Genomic DNA, 21,111 nt, shown 5'->3' on the forward strand with positions numbered 1-21,111 from the left:
ATCCGGCGGCAACCGCTGGGGGACATTCGACCGCCGACCTGGTCAACCAAACAGGAGGATGAGTATCAGGACGGCAACGACCAGAAGCAGCATGTAGGTTCCATCGCCGTTGTCGACCACGGACCCGGACGCCGTTATTCCGGGAGCGCCGCTCACACTACAGCGATATCCCGGAGACGGTGCCGGACAATCAGGACGTCCTCGAGCGGTGGGCACTCGGCGAGTAGGCCCGAAAGTGTGCATCCCGCTGGCTCCCTCCCGTCCAGGTCAGAAGCCTTTCAACGTCCAGCTCGTACTGCCCGGTCCGTCTTGTATCGACCAGTCTCGGCAAGTTCTAGGCACGCTGGATATCTTCTCTCACCTGCGATTACTGCGATCCCGTCACCGTCGGCTACCGGGCGCTCGCGACCAATCCAGTCGCGCTTTCCGCGGCACCCGCTATCTCTTCGGTAACACTGGCGCTACCTAACATCCACCCCCGATCACGGGGGTGCAAGTTCACCTTGGATCGGCCGATTCGTCACCGTGCCGCGGGGGTAACAATCGGACCGCCGCACGTGACAGGACGTGGCTGACCATCGCCATGCTTTGGTACTAAGCGAAGCTGCAGCCACCTTCTGCTTGTCGCCCAGCAGGGCGTCGATACGGGCTCCGAACACAACGTTTGTGCTCCAACTGGAGGCCGACAATCAAGACGCGATGGTGGTGCGGGCCATCATCGGGCTGGCCGCGAGCTTCGGACTAGGTGTCTCGGCGGCGGGAATCGAAACACCGGAAGCCGCCCGAATACTGGTCGAGCTGGGCTGTTTTCGCGGACAAGGTTACCTCTTCTCGGAGCCGATACCCGGCAAAGACACTCGTGCGCTGATTGCACGCGGCGGATTCGTCGGCCACTTGCCCGATGGGGCCGTGCGTGATGGCCTTACGCGCGCACCGGAAGTGGCCATCAGCGACACTGCGCCATAGGCGGCGCGCAGGGTGCTCTTGTCCTGGTCGGTCACGGTGATGGCGGTGGACATCTCGTGTACTCCTCGAAATCGGTTGCGGCACCGACTGAAACCCTTGTAGTGCAAGTCCGTCGCCGAACTCGCCGACCAGGTGCGCCAAGCCTGACCGCAGCCATGAGCCTGCTCGGCAAGCAACATCCAGACGAGGCCGACAACTTCCGCGGCACCGTCCTGGTCGCCGTCGAAGCCGCGGCCCTCGCCGCCTGACGGGCAGCGGGGCCGGCGCAGCGCAGCTGGTAGCTGGCTTTGCGCACCGCCAGAAAGTGTCAGTGCGCTCGGCGTCACGGATCGACGTGGGAATGGCCACCACTCCCGGAGGTGCGTGCCCTGTACCGGTGTGATCGAGATTTCCGGCCAAATTTTTCCGTTTCGGGAAATATTTGACCGAAAGGCGTCGCCGCGGGGCGACCCTGGCGTAAGAAGTGGAGGTAATTCCATTTTCATCGATAAGAATGAGGTTTTCATGCCCTCGACCGTCTACCGGGTCGTGCAGTGGACGACCGGCAATGTCGGCAAGAGTTCCGCGCGGGCGCTGTTGGCTCATCCGTCCTTGGAATTGGCCGGATGTTTCGCGTGGTCTCCAGACAAGGCAGGGCGTGACGTCGGCGAATTGTGCGGGCACGCCACGACGGGCGTCACCGCCACCTCCGATCCGGAGGCGCTACTCGCACTCGAACCCGACTGCGTCGTCTACAACCCGATGTGGATCGACGTCGACGAGTTGGTCCGGATCCTCGAAGCAGGCGTCAATGTGGTGACGACGGCGTCCTTCATCACCGGCCACAACCTGGACGAGGACCGCGATCGCATCCAACAGGCTTGTCTGCGCGGGAATTCGACGATCTTCGGCTCGGGAGTCAGTCCCGGCTTCGCCCAATTGCTCGCGATGGTCGCCGCCAATGTCTGCGACCGGGTCGACAAGGTGACCATCGCCGAATCCGCCGACACCACCTTCTACCGAACGCCCGGTCGGCTTCGGCACACCCATCGACGATCCGAATCTGGCAGGCATGGCCGCCAAGGGCACCGCGGTCTTCGCCGAAGCGGTACGCCTGCTGGCGCTCGCGCTCGGGACCGAACTGGACGAGATCGTCTGCGAAGCCGAATACGCCCAGACCACAGCCGATCTCGACCTCGGCTCGTGGACCATCCCGAAAGGCTGCGTCGCCGGGGTGTATGTGAGCTGGCGGGGCCGTGTGGGCGGTGCGACCGTCATCGACGTCAACGTCCGGTGGCGCAAAGGCCAGACCCTGGACCCGGACTGGAAACTCGACGGCGACGGCTGGAAGATCACCGTCGACGGCCGCCCCACGGTGACCATGAACGTCGGATTCCTGCCGCCACCGGATTTCCAGGCCGAGACCATTGCCGACTTCATGGTGCTCGGCCACATCATGACCGCCATGCCCCCGATCCACGCCATCCCCGCCGTCGTAGCCGCCGCGCCCGGTATCGCCACCTACACCGACCTGCCCCTGACCGTGCCCCGCGGCGTCCTGCGCGGGGCGTAAGTGATCTGACAATGTCTGCACCAGCAACTTCGTGCGAGCTCTGTCAGTCGGTGCATTTATCGCGACGCCGGTTCTCACCGGGTCGGTCGTAAATGCGATCGACAGCAGGCCCGAGGCCGTCGCGTGTCGATCCGGGGTTTGCCCCATCCCTCACAGAAGCGGCGTCGCTGGTAGTCATAGGGCTGGGATGGCGCGAAGAGCTGCAGCGACGCGTGATGGCGTAAGGCCAACGACTGGTATCGGTACGACTGCGCGATCCGGATGAAGGAGGATCCTTGAACGTTGGCACACCAGAGTTCAACCGCCCGCCTCTCGCCCCGGGCGCTCTGCCGTTGATCGGACACGGCGCGTCACTGATGCGAAATCCATTGCGATTCCTGTCGTCACTGCCGGAACACCGCGAGGGTACAGTTCGTGGTGGCCCGCGCTCAGCGGCCGGATGAGCAACTCCCCCGGACCGGGAACCGGATCGGCGGTCTCTCGGAATTCGAGGGCGCCGCCTCGTAAAACAACTGCACGTACAGCTTTCCTTTGTTGTCGGCGCGGGTTCAGTGACCGGATGTGGCCTCTTCGTCGGCGAAGTGTCTGGATGCCGCGCTCATCATTTCCACCAGGGCGCGGCGGTCGACGGTCCACACATGGGACGCGATCGACCGATTCGCCTCTCCGACAATGTGAACCGGTCCGTTACCGATGTTCGCGATGATCTCGCCAGCGACGTCACCGGGCTGCATGGTCCCCGCGTCCGGGGTGACACCCATACGCTGCATTGCCTCGGTGTCCGTCTTGCCGAGCACCGTGCAGACGACGTCGACCCCGTGCGGATGTAACTCCGACCACAGCCCTTCGGCGAAGTTGACGTTGAACGCCTTGACCGCCGAATACACGGCAATGGTGGCCGAACCGGCCAGACACGCCAGCGAGCCGACCAGAACGATGCCGCCGCGGCCACGCTGGCGCATCGCGGGAGCGAAAAGCCTTGCCAGCGTGAGTGGTCCGGTACACGCCAGCTCGATCTGCTTGCGGGACTGCTCGACAGAGTCCTCGAGGAATTCCACCGTGCGATTGGCCGCGCCCGCGTTGTAGATCAATAATCCGACCTCGAGGCCGTCGGTAGCCTGTGCCACCCTGGCACCGATATCGGGGGACGTGAGGTCGGCCACCAGTGGACGCGCCTGCACGCCGTGACGCTCTCGCACCTCGGCGGCGACCGCCTCGACCAGGGACTCGTTGCGAGCAATCAGGATGAGATCGATTCCCCGCGCGGCCAATTGATCGGCCAAGGCAGCGCCGACGCCTTCGGAGGCGCCAGCGATCACGGCCCACTGACCGTACCGGCGGGTGAAGGCATCGGGTTCAACAGGATTCGTCACGAAACACTCCCCTTAGTCATCACACGAGCCATCCGGGCGACTCGCTTACGGATCCGCCACCCGTCGGCGGTGCGGACGAAAACGTCCTCGTAGTTGCCTACGGCGTCGATCCAGCTCGACGGATCACCTGGTGTAGCGATGAGGACCGCGTGCACATAGGACCGGACGTTCGCGCGGTCTCCATCGACGTCGATGACGAAGTTGGACAACCGGTGGTGCGTCGGTCCCATCGGGTCGTGCGAGGCGACCATGAAGTCGGTGAGCGCATCGATACCGCTGAATGTCCCGATTTGGCCGTAGTCGGCCTCGACGTCGCTCGTCCAACATGTCCGGAACAGTGACCAGTCCCGCTGGTCGATACCGGTGGCGTACCGGATGAGTACGTCGCTGACCTGTGCCTGATCTTCTCGGAAATCGTCCATCCTCATAGTCGCCTCACGACGCCGCCCCAGCGCGGTGTCGGTGTGGTGGACCCCTGTACGGACGTCCTGCCGACTCTTCCGGTCCTACACCGGCCAATCCGGTACTCACTCGATGACATAGACGCCTCGTTCAATTCCTTTGTCAGGGAAGCAGTGTCACCGGCCGCGATGCAGCGAATTGTGTTCGGCCGCCGACCGGTAGGTACTCGGCGAGGCGGATCCAGAAGGCCCGCACCGAGTTTCGCGGGTAGGTCGCCGGCGAATCCTGTCGGCGTTCGCCTACCGCACGGTTCTTGTTTACACCCTGCGATCCGGGAGATGAAGACCTGTCGGCGAATTTTTTCAGGCGTCTGGAAAAATATTGGTACGTGAGTCAGGCGGGCAGAGCATCATCGTCGGCCTCCAGACGTCCTCGACGACAGCAGTTGTTGCAGTCCAGCGATGATCACAGACACGTTGAATGCGAGTCGGTCATCGCCACCGTCCCGACTTGCGTTTTCGCTGACGGCGACCACCTGACGCAACACCGGGAAGTCCGCCTCGGCCGCCTCCGCCAATGCACTGGCCAGCTCGGGGACGTTGGGATTACCACCGTGCCGGGCCCTGAGCAGGTCGCGCCCCGCCGAGGATGCGGTGTCGGTGATGAGCATGAGCGCACCCCTGGCCTCAGCGATATCGAAGCCCGCGTCCACCAACGCCTGAAGGACGTGTTCGACTGGAGCAAGTACCGCCAAACCGCTCGCGTTGGGCAGTTGCAAGTAGGTCACCATGGCCCCCACTTCGACAACCGCATCCCGCAATGCCGTGGCATAGGACTGCACCACGTCGCGCCAATCCCCATCGGTTGGCAACGCGACACGGCGCAACTCGGACTCGAAAACGTCCAAAGCGACCAGTTCCCGCAACCCCTCCTTGCCGCCCACGTGATAGTTCAACGACGTGGGATCGACACCAAGCACAGCGGCGACCGCCTGCATCGTCAGCGCCTCGGGCGCAACGCTGCGCGCCGCTGCGACGATCTGTCCACGACTGATCTGCCGTGGTCGGCCCCGTCCGCGCCCGCGGCCCGAGCCCTTGCCGGCATCGGTCCCGTCGAACTTCTCACCGCTCACCACCCCAGCCTAGTTTTGCCTCCTGTTTTCCTCGATCGGGAACCACACCGGCCGCAACCAAGTCGCCGAGCTGCATCGGACAGGCCGCGCCGATGCGCGGTTGGCAATCCCCGTACCGGTCACGGCTCGGATTCTTGCCGGGACGCCGAAGACACCAACGGCCACTGGCTGTTCTTCACTCTGTCGATGTTCTCGGCGATAGGCTGGGATTGGCGAAAGGTGAGCGCATGTTGCCTGGTGTCCGGAGACATGCCGGTCGGATTGCATCCGGCCGGTGACCGATGATGATCTGCGGCAGACGCGGCGCGAGGTGGTAACGCCCGTGACGGCGGAGTTGGCTGCTGCGGGTTTCGAGGATGCGGTCGAGATCGGTCGTGGTGGTTTCGGGGTGGTGTATCGCTGCTGGCAGGTGGGGTTGGACCGGACAGTGGCGGTGAAGGTGTCGACCGCGGAGTTGGAAGAAGACAATCGGGCGCGGTTTGTTCGGGAGCAGCGGGCGATGGGTCGGTTGACCGGGCATCCGAATATCGTCACCGTGCTCGAGGTCGGTGCCACCGAGAGCGGGCGCCCTTATCTGGTTATGCCGTATCACCGGCTGGATTCGTTGGATGTGTGGATCCGCAAGAATGGTCCGCTTCCGATGGAGCGGGTGTTGGTGATCGGGGTGAAGATCGCTGGTGCGCTGGCCAGCGCGCATCGGCTGGGGATCGTGCATCGGGACGTGAAGCCGGGGAACATTCTGCTCACCGAGTACGGTGAGCCCGCATTGACCGATTTCGGTATCGCGCACATCGCGGGTGGATTCAGGACGACCGCCAGCGTTGTGACCGGGTCACCGGCGTTCACGGCACCGGAAGTGCTCGAAGGCGACGAGCCGACCCCGGCCGCGGATGTCTACGGGCTGGGTGCGACCTTGTTCTGCGCGCTGACCGGGCACGCCGCGTTCGAGCGGCGCAGTGGTGAGAGCGTGGTGGCACAGTTTGTTCGGATCACCACTCAGCCCGCGCGGGACCTGAGGGAGACGGGTATCCCCGCGGACGTGTCGGCATTGGTGGAGTCGGCGATGAACCGCGACAGCCACGACCGGCCCTCGGCCGCGGAGCTGGGCGAGAGCATCCGGCAGGTGCAGCAGCGCCACGGGTTCTCGGTGGGCGAGATGGCGCTGCAGGGCGCACCGGATCTGGAGCATCCCGATCAGAAGCCTCCCGTGCATCACAACGCGAAGCCATCGTTGCGGGCAGGACGCAGGCCGATTGCGGCTGCGCGCGACCATAGCGGCAATCTGCCGCTCGAGCTGAACAGTTTCGTCGACCGGCGCACCGAGATGTCGGAGCTGAGGAATCTGCTGTCGAGCGCGCGGCTGGTGACGTTGACCGGCACCGGAGGTGTCGGCAAGACACGACTGGCGCTGCGCGCCGCGACACAGGCCCGACGGGATTTCACCGATGGGGTATGGCTTGTCGAACTGGCCGAGGTCTCCGACCCGACGATCCTGGTCGATGTGGTGGCGGCCACCCTCGGTGTCCGGGACGAACCGGCCACGCCGTTGCTCGAGGTTCTGCTCGAGTTCCTCAGTTCACGAGAAACCCTGCTCGTTGTGGACAACTGCGAGCAAGTCGTGGAGACCGTGGCCGAACTGACCGAGACGTTACTGCGGACCTGCCCGGAGCTGCGGATTCTCGCCACCAGCCGCGAACCGCTGAACATCGCTGGGGAAGCGGTACTGCGGGTGGCGCCATTGTCGGTCCCTGACCTCGACCGGGAACCGACCTTGGCGGTGCTGCCCCGTTTCGACGCGGTGACATTGTTCGCCGACCGAGCCGCGGCCGCCGTACCTGGCTTCGAACTCGACGAAGACAACAAGCCGGCCGTCACCGGAATCTGCGCTCATCTGGATGGGTTGCCGCTGGCGATCGAGCTGGCCGCGGCCCGAATGCGGTCGATGTCACCCGATCAGATCATGGCCCGGCTCTCCGACCGCTACGCCTTGCTGACCCGCGGCAGCCGCACCGCACCCTCACGGCAGCAGACACTACGGTGGTGCATCGACTGGAGCTACGGATTGTGCGCTCCGGCGGAAAAGCGACTGTGGGCCCGGCTGTCGGTGTTCGCCGGCAGCTGCGAACTCGACGCCATCGAGTTGATATGCGCTGCCGACCTGGCACCGGACACGCCGCTGGATGTGCTGTCCTCCCTGGTGGACAAGTCGATTCTGATCCGGGAGGCTTCGGAAACCGTTGTGCGATTTCGGATGCTCGAGACCGTACGCGACTACGGCCGGGAAAAGTTGCGGGAGTCCGGCGAAGACACCGAGCTGCGCCGACGCCACCGCGACTGGTACCAGCAGTTGGCGCTGGACGCAGAAGCCGGGTGGATCAGTGACCGGCAGCTCGACTGGATCGCCCGGCTCGGACGTGAGCTACCCAACCTGCGCGAAGCGCTCGAATCCTACCTGGCCGAGGACACCAAGCAAGCAGCCGAAGCAGGGCTGCGCGCCACCGCCGCACTCTATGATTTCTGGGGCTTTCGCGGCCGGTATGGCGAAGGTCGATCCTGGATCGACCGCTTTCTCGCCCACCCCAGGGCACAGTCGATACCCGACCGCATCAAAGCACTCTGTGTCGGCTCCCAACTGGCGGCGCCACAGGCGGACTTCCAGTCCGCGGCCGCCCTCCTGGAGCAGGCGCGAGCGCTGGCCGAAGAGGTCTCCGACCCCGCCATCCATGCGCAGATCGCCTATGCGGCCAGTCTTCTCGCAATGGGTAGCGGGCAAGCGGACGACGTATTACCTGCCCTCGAACGTGCCGTCGAGGTGCTCAGCTCGAACCGGACGGCGGCTCTCTACATCGGTGCGCTGCACGTTCTCGGCTGGGCATACGAAATGCGCGGCGACATGACTCGAGCGAGCGAACTTTACCGCCGAGTGTTTTCCATCACCGAAGCCCAAGGCGAACTGATCTATCGTTCGGCTGCGCTACGCGGCTTGGGTGTGGCCGCATGGCAGCAAGGCGAGTTGGATCGTGCCGAGCAGCTGCTCGCGGAAGCACTGCGAGTCAACGAGAGTACGAGCAACCCGGTGGTCGCCGCGCTCAGCCTCGAGGGATTGGCCTGGAGTGCCGCCGAGCGCGGCACCGCCGAGCCCGCGGCCATCCTGATGGGAGCCGCGCAGGGACTCTGGCGCATGGGAACCATAGGTACTGCGATACCGAGCATCACGCGCTTTCACGAGCACTGTGAGCAGGAAACACGTCGCGCCCTCGGCGCACGCGGGTTCGACGCGGCATTCCGGCGAGGCGAGACAATGGGTATGGACGCCGCTGTCGGTTACGCACTCGGCGAACAACCCCCTGCCACAACGCACGCACCCACGATATTGACCAAGCGGGAGCGTCAGGTCGCCGACCTGATCAGCCAAGGACTCAGCAACAAACAGATCGCCGCCAAACTGGTGATATCGCAACGCACCGCCGAAGGCCACGTCGAACACATCCTGACCAAACTCGGCTTCACCTCACGCGCCCAGATCGCGGCGTGGAGCGTGGCCGAAGCCCAGTCAGGAGTCCGGGAAACGTAAGCAGTCTGACACAGCATGGGCGTTTCCACGGTGCTGGGGCAGACGCACACCTGTCATGTGAGCATGTCCATGTTTCTTAATTTCATGATCGAAATCAATCGGGTGGCATACACATCCGATCCAATGGCAGCACCGAGAGCTCGATGCAGTGAGTTCGCTCGGCCGATACTCCACGCACACGACCACCCTTTACTAAGCGGACAACTGTCCGGTACTCTTGGAGTTACCGGACAGTTGTCCGCTTAGGTCTCATCCGCTGCCACCCGCGCGGTCAGCGGAACAGAAGTACACCCGCACACACGGAAAGTTTCCTTGTCATGAATTTGCTCATCCTCGGCGCGACCGGTCCCACCGGTCGCCACCTCGCCGATCTGGCGCTGCGCGCCGGTGACACGGTCACGGTCCTCGCCCGCAGGCCCGAGGCTCTGGACGACTTGGCGGATCGGGTCACCGTCGTCGCCGGAGACGCCACTTCGCACAACGATGTCGCCAAGGCCATGGCCGGGCAGGACGCTGTGATCTCGGCTCTGGGCAGGAGCACATCCGTGCGTGCCGACGACCTATTCACTCGCGCCGCGGCCGCTGTGATCGGCGCGGCCCAAGAAGTCGGCGTTTCCCGCCTGGTATGGCTGTCGTCGTTCGGCGTGGGAGACGCCTACCGTTCGGCGAGCCCCCTGCAGAAGCTCATGTACCGAACATTCTTGCGGAACCTCTATGCGAACAAGGAGATCTCCGAACAGCAGATCCGTGCCAGCGGCCTGGACTGGACGCTCGTCTACCCCACCGCACTGACCAAGGGCCCCGCCAAAGGCACCTACCTCGCCGACGACCGTCTCCCGATGAAGGGCACCCCGACGATCAGCCGCGCGGACGTCGCCGATTTCCTGCACAAGGCGGCACACAGCCCCGAGTGGATCCACCGCGACGCCGTCATCACCGACTGACCGACAATGAGCACCGACTCCCGCACCTCGCACGAATTCCTGCTCGGCGGCGACCTGCCGATCAATCGCATCGGCTTCGGTGCCATGCGACTGTCGGCCAACGGCATCACCGGCCCGGCCCGCGACCCGGAAACCGGTCGCATCGTGCTGCGCCGCGCTGTCGAACTCGGCGTCAACCACATCGATACCGCCTCCTTCTACGCCAGCAGCGACGGCACCGTCAGCGCCAACGCTGTGATCCGCGAGGCCCTTTACCCTTACCCGGCCGACTTGGTCATCGCCACCAAGGTCGGCCCAGCACGGACCCCAGAGGGCGGACTGCAGCAGACCACCGACCCCACCGCCCTGCGCCCGATGATCGAGGCGAACCTCGAAACACTCGGTGTCGACCGCCTCGACCTCGTCTACCTACGCATCGGCATGATGCAACCGCCACACGGGGAGTCCATCGCCGAACGCTTCGAAACACTCGCCGGGATGCGCGAGGAGGGGCTGATCCGCCACCTCGGCCTCAGCAACATCGACACCGACCACCTCGCAGAGGCCCGGGCAATCGCGCCGGTAGCGGCGGTCCAGAACCACTTCCACGCCGGCAAGCGCGACGGTGCCGAAGTCCTGAAGGCTTGCGAGCAGGCCGGCATAGCTTTCGTGCCGTACTTCCCACTCGGCGGCGGCATGAGCGACCTCACCGGCGACCGCATGGCCACGGTCGCCCAACGCCACGGCGCCACCGTCGCGCAGATCGCTCTGGCCTGGCTGCTCGCCTTCACTCCCGACGCCCTCGCCATCCCCGGCACCGGGTCTCCCACCCATCTCGCCGAGAACATGGCCGCCGGTGCGATCCGCCTTACAACGGAGGACCTCGCCGATCTCGCATGATGAGGATGAGCCCCTCAGTCGCCGAAGCCCGATCCGATGGCGCATCGAATCCGTTTTCCGCTGACAAGAGTGACCACGAGCGGCAGTAGCCGACGCTATCGTGGACATAATCGGACTGATGTCCGGTTCTCGGATGGTGCGTGCGAGGCTGTGGGTCCGAGCCTGGTAGGAGGGAAATGAAATCCGGGAACGACGGGCCGCAACGCTCGGATGCACAGCGCAATCGGGAGCGAATCCTGGAGGTGGCGCTGGCCGAGTTGTCGCGAGACGCGGATGCCCCGCTCAGTTCGATCGCCAAAAAGGCGAGGGTCGGGCAAGGCACGTTCTACCGCAACTTTCCCAACCGTGAAGCGCTCGTTCTGGAGATTTACCGCCAGGAGGTGCAACTCCTCACCGATGCCGCGACCGAACTGCTCCAAACCCGGGTGCCCGACCGGGCCCTACGTGAATGGATGGAACGACTCGCTCGCTTCGCCGTCACCAAGGTCGGTTTATCGGACGCCATGCGTCGGATCATCGGCACAACCGACGCCCCAGCACAGCCCGGATACGCGCGAGTAGTCGAGACGATCGAGGCTCTGCTCGCCGCAAATCACGAGGCCGGCACCATCCGTCCCGAGGTGACCGCCGACGACTTCATCCTCGCCATCGCCGGCCTCTGGCAGATCGATACCCGCGGAGATTGGCAAGCCAAGACCACTCGGCTCCTGGACCTCGTCATGGACGGTCTACGCGCCGGCGCACCCCGACAGCGATGACGACCCAGAACTCGGCATGCGGCGCTCAGTCCCGATATTGAATCGACACCGCACGGGCCGATCCACGAAGCGGTTGACAGCGGCGCTCGCATAACCGGCGGCGACTTTTCCGGTGTCATCGGCCCCGTGTGGCCGTAGACGAACCCGTTCGCTCGAGGAGGACCGGGCCCGAGTGCTGACCGTGCAGCGCGGTCCACCACCGCGTGGCCGGAAATCGCGCCGATCGCCCCCATGGACGCCGGTTCGTCGGCGACGGAAAATCGCCTGCTCGCGGAAGTATTCACGGCGAGACGCGATTTCATCGACAGGCAGCTGGAGTACGCCGGCCCCAGCGCGAATCACACTGCACCGCAGTCAATTCCAATCGACACTCTCGTACACCGATCTTCTGCCGGTTTGACGCTATTTCGCCGCCAGAGCTAAGATTCTATCAATTATATGACAGTTCTTATCGAATAACCGATAGATCGTGCTGGCCTGCTAGTAGGATTCCCCTTCATCCCGGTTCCGCAGGCCCGACAACCAGGAAGGCGAGTGGGAACAGCGGTGGATCCGCGAACATTGCAGGCGATCAACGCGATCGAGTCACTCAAGGCGCGTTATTTCCGCAGTCTCGACACCAAGGACTGGTCCGTATTCGGCTCCGTCCTCGCCGGGGACATCGACGTGGACACGACGTCGGTCGGTGGCGACCGTGTCAGGGGAGCGTCGAACCACGTGGCCGCGCTGCAAACCGATTACGGCAACTCGGTGACGGTCCATCACGGACATATGCCCGAAATCGAGATCACCGCTGCGGATACGGCGACCGGAACGTGGGCAGTTCAGGTGCAGCTGGTCAGACCGGACGGCAGGCGCTGGCTGTCGTCCGGACACGATCGCGACACCTACGGCATTCGCGACGGTCGATGGGTGATCACGAGCATGAAATCGACTCGCCTGCAGGCGGACCCGCTATGACGTACACGCAGCGAACCTTCCCTGGCGCGACAAGCTTCGGTCCGGCGCACGTAGGGCTGCGAGGCGGATCCGCGGATCCCGGTGACGTGGCGGCGAAAGATCGCGTCGAACCCGCCACCGCAGTAGCGGCTGTTCACGCGATCAAACAGCTCAAGGCGCGCTATTTCCAGGCGATAGATGCCAAGGACTGGGATCTGCTAGTGCAACAGGTCACGGCCGATGTGGTAGTCGACACGACCGCCTCAGCCGGAATCAGGACGACCAGTGCCGACGCTTTCCTCGCTTATCTCCAGGCCACCATCGGGCCCGCCCAGACCGTCCATCAGGGGCACATGCCCGAGATCGAGGTGCTGACTCCGACTACAGCGACCGGCGTGTGGGCTCTGCAGGACCTGCTGGTCTGGCCCGACAATATCCGAGGCATTGGATCCGGGCATTACCACGAAACCTATGTGTTCGCTGGTGACCGCTGGCTTATCAGCAGCTCCACACTCACTCGGCTCTGGCTCGACCCGGCCGCGGCGCAGCGACTTTTTCAGAACCGGCCACGTCGGTGGTGGCTCGGCAGGCGGACCGTCCTCTTGCGCTGGCGTCGATGAATCAGCGCCAATACCTGCCGCATCGGCAGGAGACGCTGGCCGAGGATTGCCGCGAAATCGACTCGCTTGCAAATGGATCAGTTTTGACCGCGCCGGATGAGGCGACTGCGCCTGCCGCCCGACCGGAGGTTTTGCCCCGCCGCCGTGCTCGCGTCGACCATAGCTTGGGAGTCGCACACACGCGGTCCGACTTCCTGATCGACATTTCGGTCACAGCCCTCGATGTCACCGGCGAGGCGTTCCCGAACTCGGATCCGGGATGCACCTCAGCGCAGAACCGTGTGGCCCCGGCGGTGTCTGTGCCGGCCGTCCATTCGATCAAGCAGCTCAAGGCGTGCTACTTCCGCGCAATTGACACCAAGTACTGGGCGACGCTCCTACAACTGATGACCGACGATGTCGTGGTCGACACCACCGCATCGGCCGGGATGAGGACGATCGGGGCGGACGCGTTCGTCGGATTTCTCCGGTCCGCGATCGGCTCGGCACGGACCGTGCACCAGGGACATCTGCCCGAGATCGATGTCATCTCACCGACGACAGCGACCGGGGTGTGGGCCATACAAGAAGATCTGCTGATCCGCCTGGCCGACATCAGGGTCCTCGGATTCGGGCACCATCACGAGACCTATGCACTCGTCGATGATCGATGGCGCATCAGCAGCTCGAAACTCACTCGGCTATATCTGGACCCTGTCGGGGAACAGCGCCTCTTCGGTATGTGAAGGCCGGGTCGACCATGCTCCTCATCCAGCCACCGAGATGGAACGAATCCCTTGCCGCACACCACAATCGAGCAAACGGCGCGACGGCACCGGGTAGTCCAGTGGGCCACCGGGAATGTCGGCCGACCCGCTCTGCGCGCCCTCATCGAACATCCCACCCTCACGCTGGTCGGGGTCCACACCCACACCCCGGACAAAATCGGCACCGACGCGGGCCGCCTGTGCCAACTGCCGACAGACACCGGAATCACCGCCACCGGCCATATCGACGAAATCATCGAACTGGGTGCCGATTGCGTGGTCTACACACCGCGCGTCCTCGACATCGACACCGTCTGCCGACTACTGGCCACCGGCACGAATATCGTGACCACCCACGGCATATTCCATCATCCGACCAGCATGGATCAAGCCCTCTACGCACGCGTGGAAGCGGCATGCTGGTCCGGCGGAGCCTCGATCCACAGCACCGGCCACAGTCCCGGCTTCATCACCGAAACCATCCCCATCACACTCGGCTCGATCCAACAACGCCTGGACCACATGATGATCGACGAATACACCGACCTCACCGACTCCGAAACCCCATGGACACTGCTCGGCATGGGCTTCGGCACAAGCCAAGCGACATTCGAGCCGCACCGCCTGACCCAAGCCCGCCGCACCATCGGCCCATCACTGCGCCTGGCCGCCGACGCCTTCGGCCCACCACTCGACGCGATCGAGGTCCGCGGCGAACTCGCCACCGCCAACCAGGACGTCCAGGTCGGCGCCGCCGTATTCCGCAAGGGAACCGTTATCGCACAACGGATCACAGTCTCCGGCACCCGCCGCGGCAAACCGCTACTGCAGTTCCGCTCAACCCGATACTGCAGCACCAACATCAGCACCGACTGGCCACTACGCCCGACCGGATGGCATATCTCGGTCGAAGGTGACACACCCCTCGAGGTCGACCTACTGCCCGGAGAAACGTCGACCCAGGCGAATGCCGCATCGCCGACCTACGCGGCCAACCGCGCCGTCAACACCATCCCCCACCTCTGTGCCGCAGCACCAGGCATCCGCACCGCCCACGATCTGCCACCCATTGCCGTAACAGTGTGGTGATCCCGAGGAACGCACTACCGGAGAGTAATCAGCGGCATGTGGTAGTGCCACCATTTATTACCGCAACGACGGCCAACTCATAGCCTGCTCTGTCAAATCCACTCTCAGTGCGCGGGACGAGAATGCGCCGACTCGGCCTCGCGGATCGGACCGCGATCGACATATTACGCACCATTTTCCATTTCTGCCACCCAGGCAGACATTCCACTCGAGGAGGTCGTCCAGAAAGTCACGGATATCATCGGAACCTGGTGATCACGGGGAAGGCGGGAGACCACGTGCGTGGTCTCCCGCTTTTCTGTTCTAGGCGAACCGACGACCGGACCGGACTACACTCGGTGATCTCGATGTCTTTACCAGAAAGATCGACCGAATTCCTGATCGAAACCGTCACCGTAATCCGAAAGCAGGAGCTATTAACTTCCGATCATCTCGAATTCGGTATCACGAGCCCCTGAGGTGGTTTATGCACGATTCCGGACTTCAGGCGGAACACGCCCCGAAAGCCCTGAGCGGTAGTCCACATCAGTATGGTGGTCCAGATATTTCCAGTTCTTGTAGAGTGGGATGGATTGTGGGGTTGGGACTGATGATCTGGAGGCGCAGGTAGCGCGCGGTGACTGCGTTTTGCACTGTGCCGCTCGCGGAGTCGGTGGCGACCGGTGTCCAGTTGTGATTGTCGGCGGATGCGGTGATCGTGTATGACGGTTCGAGATCGGCCCAGTGCGGGAGGATCTTGTCGATGGGTTGATCGGTGCCGAGATCGACAGTGAGGTTTCCTCGGTTGCTGTCGGGTGCCCATCCGGTGGCGAGGCTGCCGTCGACTGCTGCGTCGGCGTATCGGCCCGGTTCCTCGGAGGACGCGGTGACCGATGTACATCGGGCGAGGTTTCCGCTGTGGGTCAGATCTGGTCGCCGAGTCGTGACGGTCAACTGCTGGCCGGCGCTGAGGAGGTGTATGCCGCTCGTGGTTTCGACCTGCATCGGTACACCATCGGTGAGGGTGATGGTGGTGTTGTCCGGTCCGATTTCGGCGTCGAAAGTTCTCCCCTGCCAGTGCATTCCATGTATCGACAATCCGGATTTCAGATCAGGTGACAGGATGGGGTCGATGCGGATCGTGTCCTCGCGCAGGCGCAGTCCGAGCAGTCCATTGGTAAACGACTGCAGGAATCCGCCGGCCGCGGTGACGAACGTGAACGCTGGTGCGCTGAGCAGGATTTCCTTGATACCACCGACACCACGCGACTCCGCGAATTGCCCGAACGGCGCCCGCATGAATGACCGCACCGCACGTTCGAGATAGGTTTTCGTCACGCAGCCGGGGCGCCCGATCGCCGCAGCGGCGATGGCGTGGACGGAGTCGGTCATCGCCGGTCCGTCGGGATCGGTGCGTTCAGCATAGTAGTCGAGCGTTTGTGCCGAAACCTCTTGGGGCATAGGCCATTCCAGCGGATAGATCAGCAGCGCGGCGTCGGCTTGCTTGATCGGTGTACCTGGATATCCGTCGTACTGGAGGAAGGTCTGCCGCGCTGGGTCGAACGGTATGCGTAGCCGGTCGGCGATCGTGTTCCATTCCGGTGGGCTCGGTTCGCCGATCACATCGGCGGCGTGCGCGGCAGCGCGCAGGGCAAGGGCGGCCACCGCGTTGGTGTAGACCCCGTCGCGTACGCCGTTGCTGTATTCATCGGGACCCGCGACATTGTTGATCGAGTAGCTGCCGTCCGAATTCTGCGTCACCCGCGAGACCCAGAATTCGGCGACGTTCGCCATGATCGGCCAGATGCGGCTGCGTAGGTAATCCTCGTCACCAGTGGCGAGATAATACTGCCAGGCCGCTAGGGCGACATCGCCCTGCAGATGAATCTGATTCAGGCAGTGCGGCGGCAGCCAGCTCAGACATTCGGCCAGATCCCCGCGGCTCGCGCTGGTCCACGGATAGAATGCGCCAGCGAAACCGAGCAGCCGCGCATTGGCCTGCGCCGCGGGCAGCGTTTTGTACCGGTACTCCACAACCGATTTCGCCAACTCGGGCGCGAACTGCAACAGCGTCGGGAACATCCAGGTATCGGCATCCCAGAAAACCGCGCCCCCATAGTTGTCGCTACTGAGCCCAACCGGTGAAATGCTGTTGTCCTGTTGGGAGTTCGTGCTCGAATACAGCGAATACAGCGAGCCACGCACCCAAGCCTGGACCTCGGGATTATCCGGAATGACAATGTCGCCGTGCCACAGCGCCCGCCACGCCGCCGCCGTGTCGGCGAGCAGCCGTGACCAGCCTTTGTCCGCAGCCCTGCCAGCGGCGTCGAACGCCGCGGTGACCGGATCCGACGCGGTCAGCGTTGTGTCGACACCGACGAACTTCGTCACCTCATAGATCTGCTCCGCCTGCACCTCCCACCGCGCATCCCGGCCGATACTCAGATCGCGCGCTGGCGAAACCTGCTGTGCCGTCGAGGATGTCGTGCGTAACACCGAAGCGACCTCCCCGGTGACCGCGGTGCCATCGGTTCGGAAACCGACACCGATACCCTCCTCACCGCGCGCTCCACCATCGATCTGCGTCATTCGCCGCGCCCCGGCACCGTCGAGCACATCACTGACCACGACCTGACCCGACCAGTGCGGAACCATCGTCAGACGCACCGCCCCGACATGCTGATCGACGCGATCGGTGAGCACCTCATACACCAGATCGGTGGCCTTACCGTCCCGTGTCGTCCAGGTGAGAGAGGTGCGCACCAGCCCGCACCGCTGATACACCGTCTGCGCGAAATTCGTGATCTGCGCCGACGCTGTTGCGCCGGAGTACTTCTCGTCGCCGACACCGACGGTGAGCCCGGACCAGTTCGGAATGGCCGCCGCCACCTCGCGATCCGCGGCGACCAACGGTGTGTGACCGTACAGTCCGGCCACGAACGCGCCGTCATAGCGCGGCGTGTACAGCGGCCAACCACTCAACTCGTCCGTCACGGCGTAGCCCATACCACGCGGGGGCACTCGCAACCCGAGATAACCATTGCCCACGAACGGATGTCGATCATAGGCGGCATCGACCTCCCCGCTCGACGGCGACCACTCCGACGCAGCGGCGACCTCGTCATCCGGGCAAACAGTCCCCGCTATCGCCTCAGATATGTGGCGGACCGCGACCGCGGGAACCCGAACCCCCAGCGCGAGAACCATCAGCATCCCGATAGCGATCCAAGCCCTGGCCCACACGCCGACCCGCCCGAAGCACCTGCCGATTAGGGACAACTACGTACCTCTCCATGCAGCGACTACTACGCGTACGCCAGCGTCACGAAGGACGAGAGTCGACTATCGATTATTCGATAGATATTGTCTAATAATTGATAAGACCCTAATTCCGTGCCGGTCGAGGGTCAAGACCGTATTCCTGCTGCGAGCGAGCAGAATTCATGCCCGAGACGCATCGATGGCGAGCCGGCACCGCGAACCCGGAATCGCATGTACGCGCGACTGTCTCCGCGCCTTCGGCGCAGGGCTCTCGCTCTATCAATCACCAAATGAAGGGAAGTAGTGGGGAGGTGGGAGAAGAGACCACAAAAGAAGGACCACAAAAGGGGGTGGGAGTAGCTCGGTTTCGGTGACTGTTGATCAGGTTGGCGGTGGTTATCGGTTGGGCAGGTCGATGGTCTGTGCCGTGGTGTCTTGGGAGCTGCTGATGTCGATGCCGAAATCGGCCAGCCAACAGCGGAGTTGGTCGCGTGGGGTGATCGCGAGGCGTCCGCCGGTGAAGCGTGGGTCGTCGGTGATTTCGGCGATGACGTAGTCGGGCGGGACGAAGGTGAGCATGTCGTCGTCGTTGGTGAACTCGGTCTCGGCGAGGACGAGCCCGTCGAGCGGAGCGGCGAAGACGTCGACTCCGAGCGGTGGAATGCTGTGCCGGGTCTTGATCAGCATGTTGGCGGGCAGCGTGGCGAACATGCTGTATTCGGTGTCGGTCAGGTAGGTGTTGGTGATCAGTCCTTGGACAGGTCCCGGGGTGGGGGTGGGGATCTTCGCGGTAATCGCCTGTGCCGCAGCGGCGCTGGCCGTCCGGTCGAGATGCCCGTGCCGCTGTACCGCCTCAGCATCCTGCTCTCCTGGCCCGGTAACAGCCTCGCCTCGCCCGCTAAGCGGTTGGAGGCGGAGTCCTGGCTACGAAAGGCCGCTCGCACCGGCCTGCCCGAGGCGATGAGCAAACTCGATGCCCTGGCCACCGAGCGCGGATGGAGACGACGGATATGGCCGTTCAACAGAAGGCTCGGGTGAACGGTGTGCTGTTGAGGCACTCCCCGAAGCTAGGAAGCATCGAGGCTGGACACCGGAACCTGCATTACCGAATATCTCGAGCCGGTTGGAAAGGCACGCGGACACTGCTCAAAGGGCTCGGAGTGCGGTAGTTGATCGTGGACGACGGCACCGAATGGGGCGAACGTCCAGCTGCATCGGCGGTGCGCCCCTGGCCAACACGGTGATCGTCCTAACCGATCGATCGGCGCGGATGCCCGTACGCCGGCGACGCATCGGACGGCAGCGGTCACCGCCGCTGCTGTCCCCGGCCGTGCGGCGTCCTGACGCCGCACTCGGTGCGGTGCCGGACAATTTCCGGCGAAGTCCGCGAGCATGGATGCGACAGAGATGATTCGGGCAGAGATCCGGGCTCCGGTGTGGTAGTCGTACAGGGTGGATGGGACTCCATTCGGGCGGTATCGGCTGCTCGAGTTGCTGGGCGCGGGTGGGATGGGGCAGGTCTATCGGGCCCACGACACCGAGACCGATCGGGTGGTGGCGCTCAAAGTGCTGTCGCAACATCTGGCGCACGACCCGAAATATCGCGAGCGATTCCGGCGGGAGGCGCACGCTGCGGCGAGGTTGAGTGAACCGCACGTCATCCCGATCCACGGCTACGGTGAGATCGACGGGCGCCTGTATCTGGACATGCGGCTGGTCGAGGGTCACGACATCGCCGCCCTGCTCGGCACCGGGCCGATAGCGAAAGACACCGCGGTGGACTACATCCGGCAGATCGGCTCGGCCCTCGATGCAGCGCATCGGGCCGGGCTCGTGCACCGCGATGTGAAGCCCTCGAACATCCTCGTCACCCCGGGCGATTTCGCGTACCTCATCGATTTCGGGATCGCCGTCAGCAGCGGCGACGCCAGCTTGACCACCACCGGTGCGGCCATCGGCAGTTTCGCCTACACGGCGCCGGAACGGCTCCTGCACGGCGCCTGCGACGCCCGCTCGGATGTGTACTCCCTGACTTGTGTTCTGTACCAATGCTTGACGGGCTCCCAACCATTCCCCGGGGACAGCGTCGAGCAGCAGATCACCGCACACCTGAACACGCCACCACCACGACCGTCCGCATCCGCAGCGGTGCCAGCCACATTGGACGCGGTCATCGCACGGGGAATGGCGAAGAACCCGGACGACCGTTATCGCACGGCCGGGGACCTGGCCACGGCGGCGCGAGCCGCGCTCGACGCCACACCCACAGCGACACCCGCACCCTCCAGGCTGGCAACCACTCGAATCAATCCGGCCTCGCAACAACGAACCCGCAACCGGCCCGGATCGACGTGGATCGTCATCCTTGTCGTCGTGGCCGCCATCGCCTGGTGGGTGATCAGCAATCGTACCCACCACGACTCAACCCCCACGAGCCCAACGTCGCTCACCTGCGTCACCGCGGCACCTACATCGGCGAGTATCCCCGGCGTCCCCACCGCACCCGCACTGGGCTCGCCGTCCGGTTCGTGCGCGCGCTGAGTTTCCGCTGCGGGTGAGGCAGGCTCTTCGGCATTCACGAGAGGTTCGGGTGCCGGTTCATCGCCATCACCACCTCGGCCGAGTCCGAAAGCTCGACGACGGTCACACCCTCCTGACACGTCGGCACGCAACACGTCTGGACCTTTCCAGGAAATCAAGCGGCGACTTGCCCGTGCTCGAGCGTTCCGAGCCATACGAGAAATTCACTCCCCTGCGACGGTGATCCTGCTGAGCGACTGAATAACCCACCAGCCAGAACCACGAAAAGTGGGACAGAACCGAGATTCGAAGAGCGACAAAGGCATGCAACTTCACTCCGCCATGTCGGTGAACAGCGGTTTGTGCGGCCTAGGCCA

General features: G+C 63.9%; 16 protein-coding genes and 2 pseudogenes. 12 read left to right on the top strand and 6 right to left on the bottom strand.

Annotated elements, in window-relative coordinates; genetic code table 11:
- Window positions 1-699: 699 nt before the first annotated feature.
- Window positions 700-780: pseudogene (locus ACQPYR_RS28315) on the top strand (hypothetical protein); the annotation flags it as partial.
- A 41-nt stretch (window positions 781-821) separates the two neighbouring features.
- Here ACQPYR_RS28315 and ACQPYR_RS28320 read toward each other — a convergent pair.
- Complete coding sequence (locus ACQPYR_RS28320) at window positions 822-1,019, bottom strand: hypothetical protein (RefSeq protein ID WP_433635440.1); 198 nt, start codon at window positions 1,017-1,019, stop codon at window positions 822-824.
- 451 nt (window positions 1,020-1,470) lie between these two features.
- Between ACQPYR_RS28320 and ACQPYR_RS28325 the strand changes: the two are divergent.
- Window positions 1,471-2,518, top strand: a pseudogene (locus ACQPYR_RS28325) (NAD(P)H-dependent amine dehydrogenase family protein).
- A 548-nt stretch (window positions 2,519-3,066) separates the two neighbouring features.
- Here ACQPYR_RS28325 and ACQPYR_RS28330 read toward each other — a convergent pair.
- From ACQPYR_RS28330 to ACQPYR_RS28340, 3 genes are all read right to left on the bottom strand, one after another.
- Complete coding sequence (locus ACQPYR_RS28330; RefSeq protein ID WP_433621989.1) at window positions 3,067-3,891, bottom strand: SDR family NAD(P)-dependent oxidoreductase; 825 nt, start codon at window positions 3,889-3,891, stop codon at window positions 3,067-3,069.
- Window positions 3,888-4,313, bottom strand: coding sequence for a nuclear transport factor 2 family protein (locus ACQPYR_RS28335; protein ID WP_433621990.1), 426 nt, complete (start codon window positions 4,311-4,313; stop codon window positions 3,888-3,890). Before ACQPYR_RS28335 ends, ACQPYR_RS28330 begins: the two co-directional genes overlap by 4 nt.
- 389 nt (window positions 4,314-4,702) lie before the next feature.
- A complete protein-coding gene (locus ACQPYR_RS28340) occupies window positions 4,703-5,425 on the bottom strand; it encodes a TetR/AcrR family transcriptional regulator C-terminal domain-containing protein (RefSeq protein ID WP_433621991.1) in 723 nt (240 codons plus the stop codon).
- Window positions 5,426-5,699: 274 nt separating this feature from the next.
- Here ACQPYR_RS28340 and ACQPYR_RS28345 point away from each other — a divergent pair, with 274 nt between their 5' ends.
- The 8 genes from ACQPYR_RS28345 (at window position 5,700) to ACQPYR_RS28380 (ending at window position 14,974) form a co-directional block, all read left to right on the top strand.
- Entirely contained in the window at window positions 5,700-8,999 is a 3,300-nt protein-coding gene (locus tag ACQPYR_RS28345) for a protein kinase domain-containing protein (protein ID WP_433621992.1), read from the top strand.
- A 317-nt stretch (window positions 9,000-9,316) separates the two neighbouring features.
- On the top strand, window positions 9,317-9,943 hold the full coding sequence (locus ACQPYR_RS28350) for an NAD(P)-dependent oxidoreductase (protein WP_433621993.1): 627 nt from the start codon (window positions 9,317-9,319) through the stop codon (window positions 9,941-9,943).
- A gap of 6 nt (window positions 9,944-9,949) precedes the next feature.
- On the top strand, window positions 9,950-10,822 hold the full coding sequence (locus ACQPYR_RS28355; protein ID WP_433621994.1) for an aldo/keto reductase: 873 nt from the start codon (window positions 9,950-9,952) through the stop codon (window positions 10,820-10,822).
- A 176-nt stretch (window positions 10,823-10,998) separates the two neighbouring features.
- Complete coding sequence (locus ACQPYR_RS28360) at window positions 10,999-11,580, top strand: TetR/AcrR family transcriptional regulator (protein WP_433621995.1); 582 nt, start codon at window positions 10,999-11,001, stop codon at window positions 11,578-11,580.
- Between the two features lie 534 nt (window positions 11,581-12,114).
- Window positions 12,115-12,540, top strand: coding sequence for a nuclear transport factor 2 family protein (locus ACQPYR_RS28365; RefSeq protein ID WP_433621996.1), 426 nt, complete (start codon window positions 12,115-12,117; stop codon window positions 12,538-12,540).
- Window positions 12,537-13,139 carry a nuclear transport factor 2 family protein gene (locus tag ACQPYR_RS28370; protein WP_433621997.1) on the top strand — a complete coding sequence of 201 codons (603 nt, stop codon included), beginning with the start codon at window positions 12,537-12,539 and terminating at the stop codon, window positions 13,137-13,139. The genes ACQPYR_RS28365 and ACQPYR_RS28370 overlap by 4 nt, the downstream gene beginning before the upstream one ends.
- A 164-nt stretch (window positions 13,140-13,303) precedes the next feature.
- Window positions 13,304-13,864 carry a nuclear transport factor 2 family protein gene (locus tag ACQPYR_RS28375; RefSeq protein WP_433621998.1) on the top strand — a complete coding sequence of 187 codons (561 nt, stop codon included), beginning with the start codon at window positions 13,304-13,306 and terminating at the stop codon, window positions 13,862-13,864.
- 51 nt (window positions 13,865-13,915) lie between these two features.
- Complete coding sequence (locus tag ACQPYR_RS28380) at window positions 13,916-14,974, top strand: NAD(P)H-dependent amine dehydrogenase family protein (protein WP_433621999.1); 1,059 nt, start codon at window positions 13,916-13,918, stop codon at window positions 14,972-14,974.
- Between the two features lie 525 nt (window positions 14,975-15,499).
- Here the strand turns inward: ACQPYR_RS28380 and ACQPYR_RS28385 are convergent.
- Window positions 15,500-18,160 carry a discoidin domain-containing protein gene (locus tag ACQPYR_RS28385; RefSeq protein WP_433622000.1) on the bottom strand — a complete coding sequence of 887 codons (2,661 nt, stop codon included), beginning with the start codon at window positions 18,158-18,160 and terminating at the stop codon, window positions 15,500-15,502.
- A gap of 450 nt (window positions 18,161-18,610) precedes the next feature.
- Window positions 18,611-18,925, bottom strand: a complete 315-nt coding sequence (locus ACQPYR_RS28390; RefSeq protein ID WP_433622001.1) for a hypothetical protein — start codon at window positions 18,923-18,925, stop codon at window positions 18,611-18,613.
- Window positions 18,926-19,051: 126 nt separating this feature from the next.
- Here ACQPYR_RS28390 and ACQPYR_RS28395 point away from each other — a divergent pair, with 126 nt between their 5' ends.
- Together ACQPYR_RS28395 and ACQPYR_RS28400 are read left to right on the top strand one after the other, a co-directional pair.
- On the top strand, window positions 19,052-19,252 hold the full coding sequence (locus ACQPYR_RS28395; RefSeq protein ID WP_433622002.1) for a hypothetical protein: 201 nt from the start codon (window positions 19,052-19,054) through the stop codon (window positions 19,250-19,252).
- Between the two features lie 414 nt (window positions 19,253-19,666).
- Entirely contained in the window at window positions 19,667-20,755 is a 1,089-nt protein-coding gene (locus tag ACQPYR_RS28400; RefSeq protein ID WP_433622003.1) for a serine/threonine-protein kinase, read from the top strand.
- The last annotated feature ends 356 nt before the right edge of the window (window positions 20,756-21,111 follow it).

The organism is Nocardia sp. CA-120079 (assembly GCF_050955745.1).
GTDB lineage: Bacteria > Actinomycetota > Actinomycetes > Mycobacteriales > Mycobacteriaceae > Nocardia.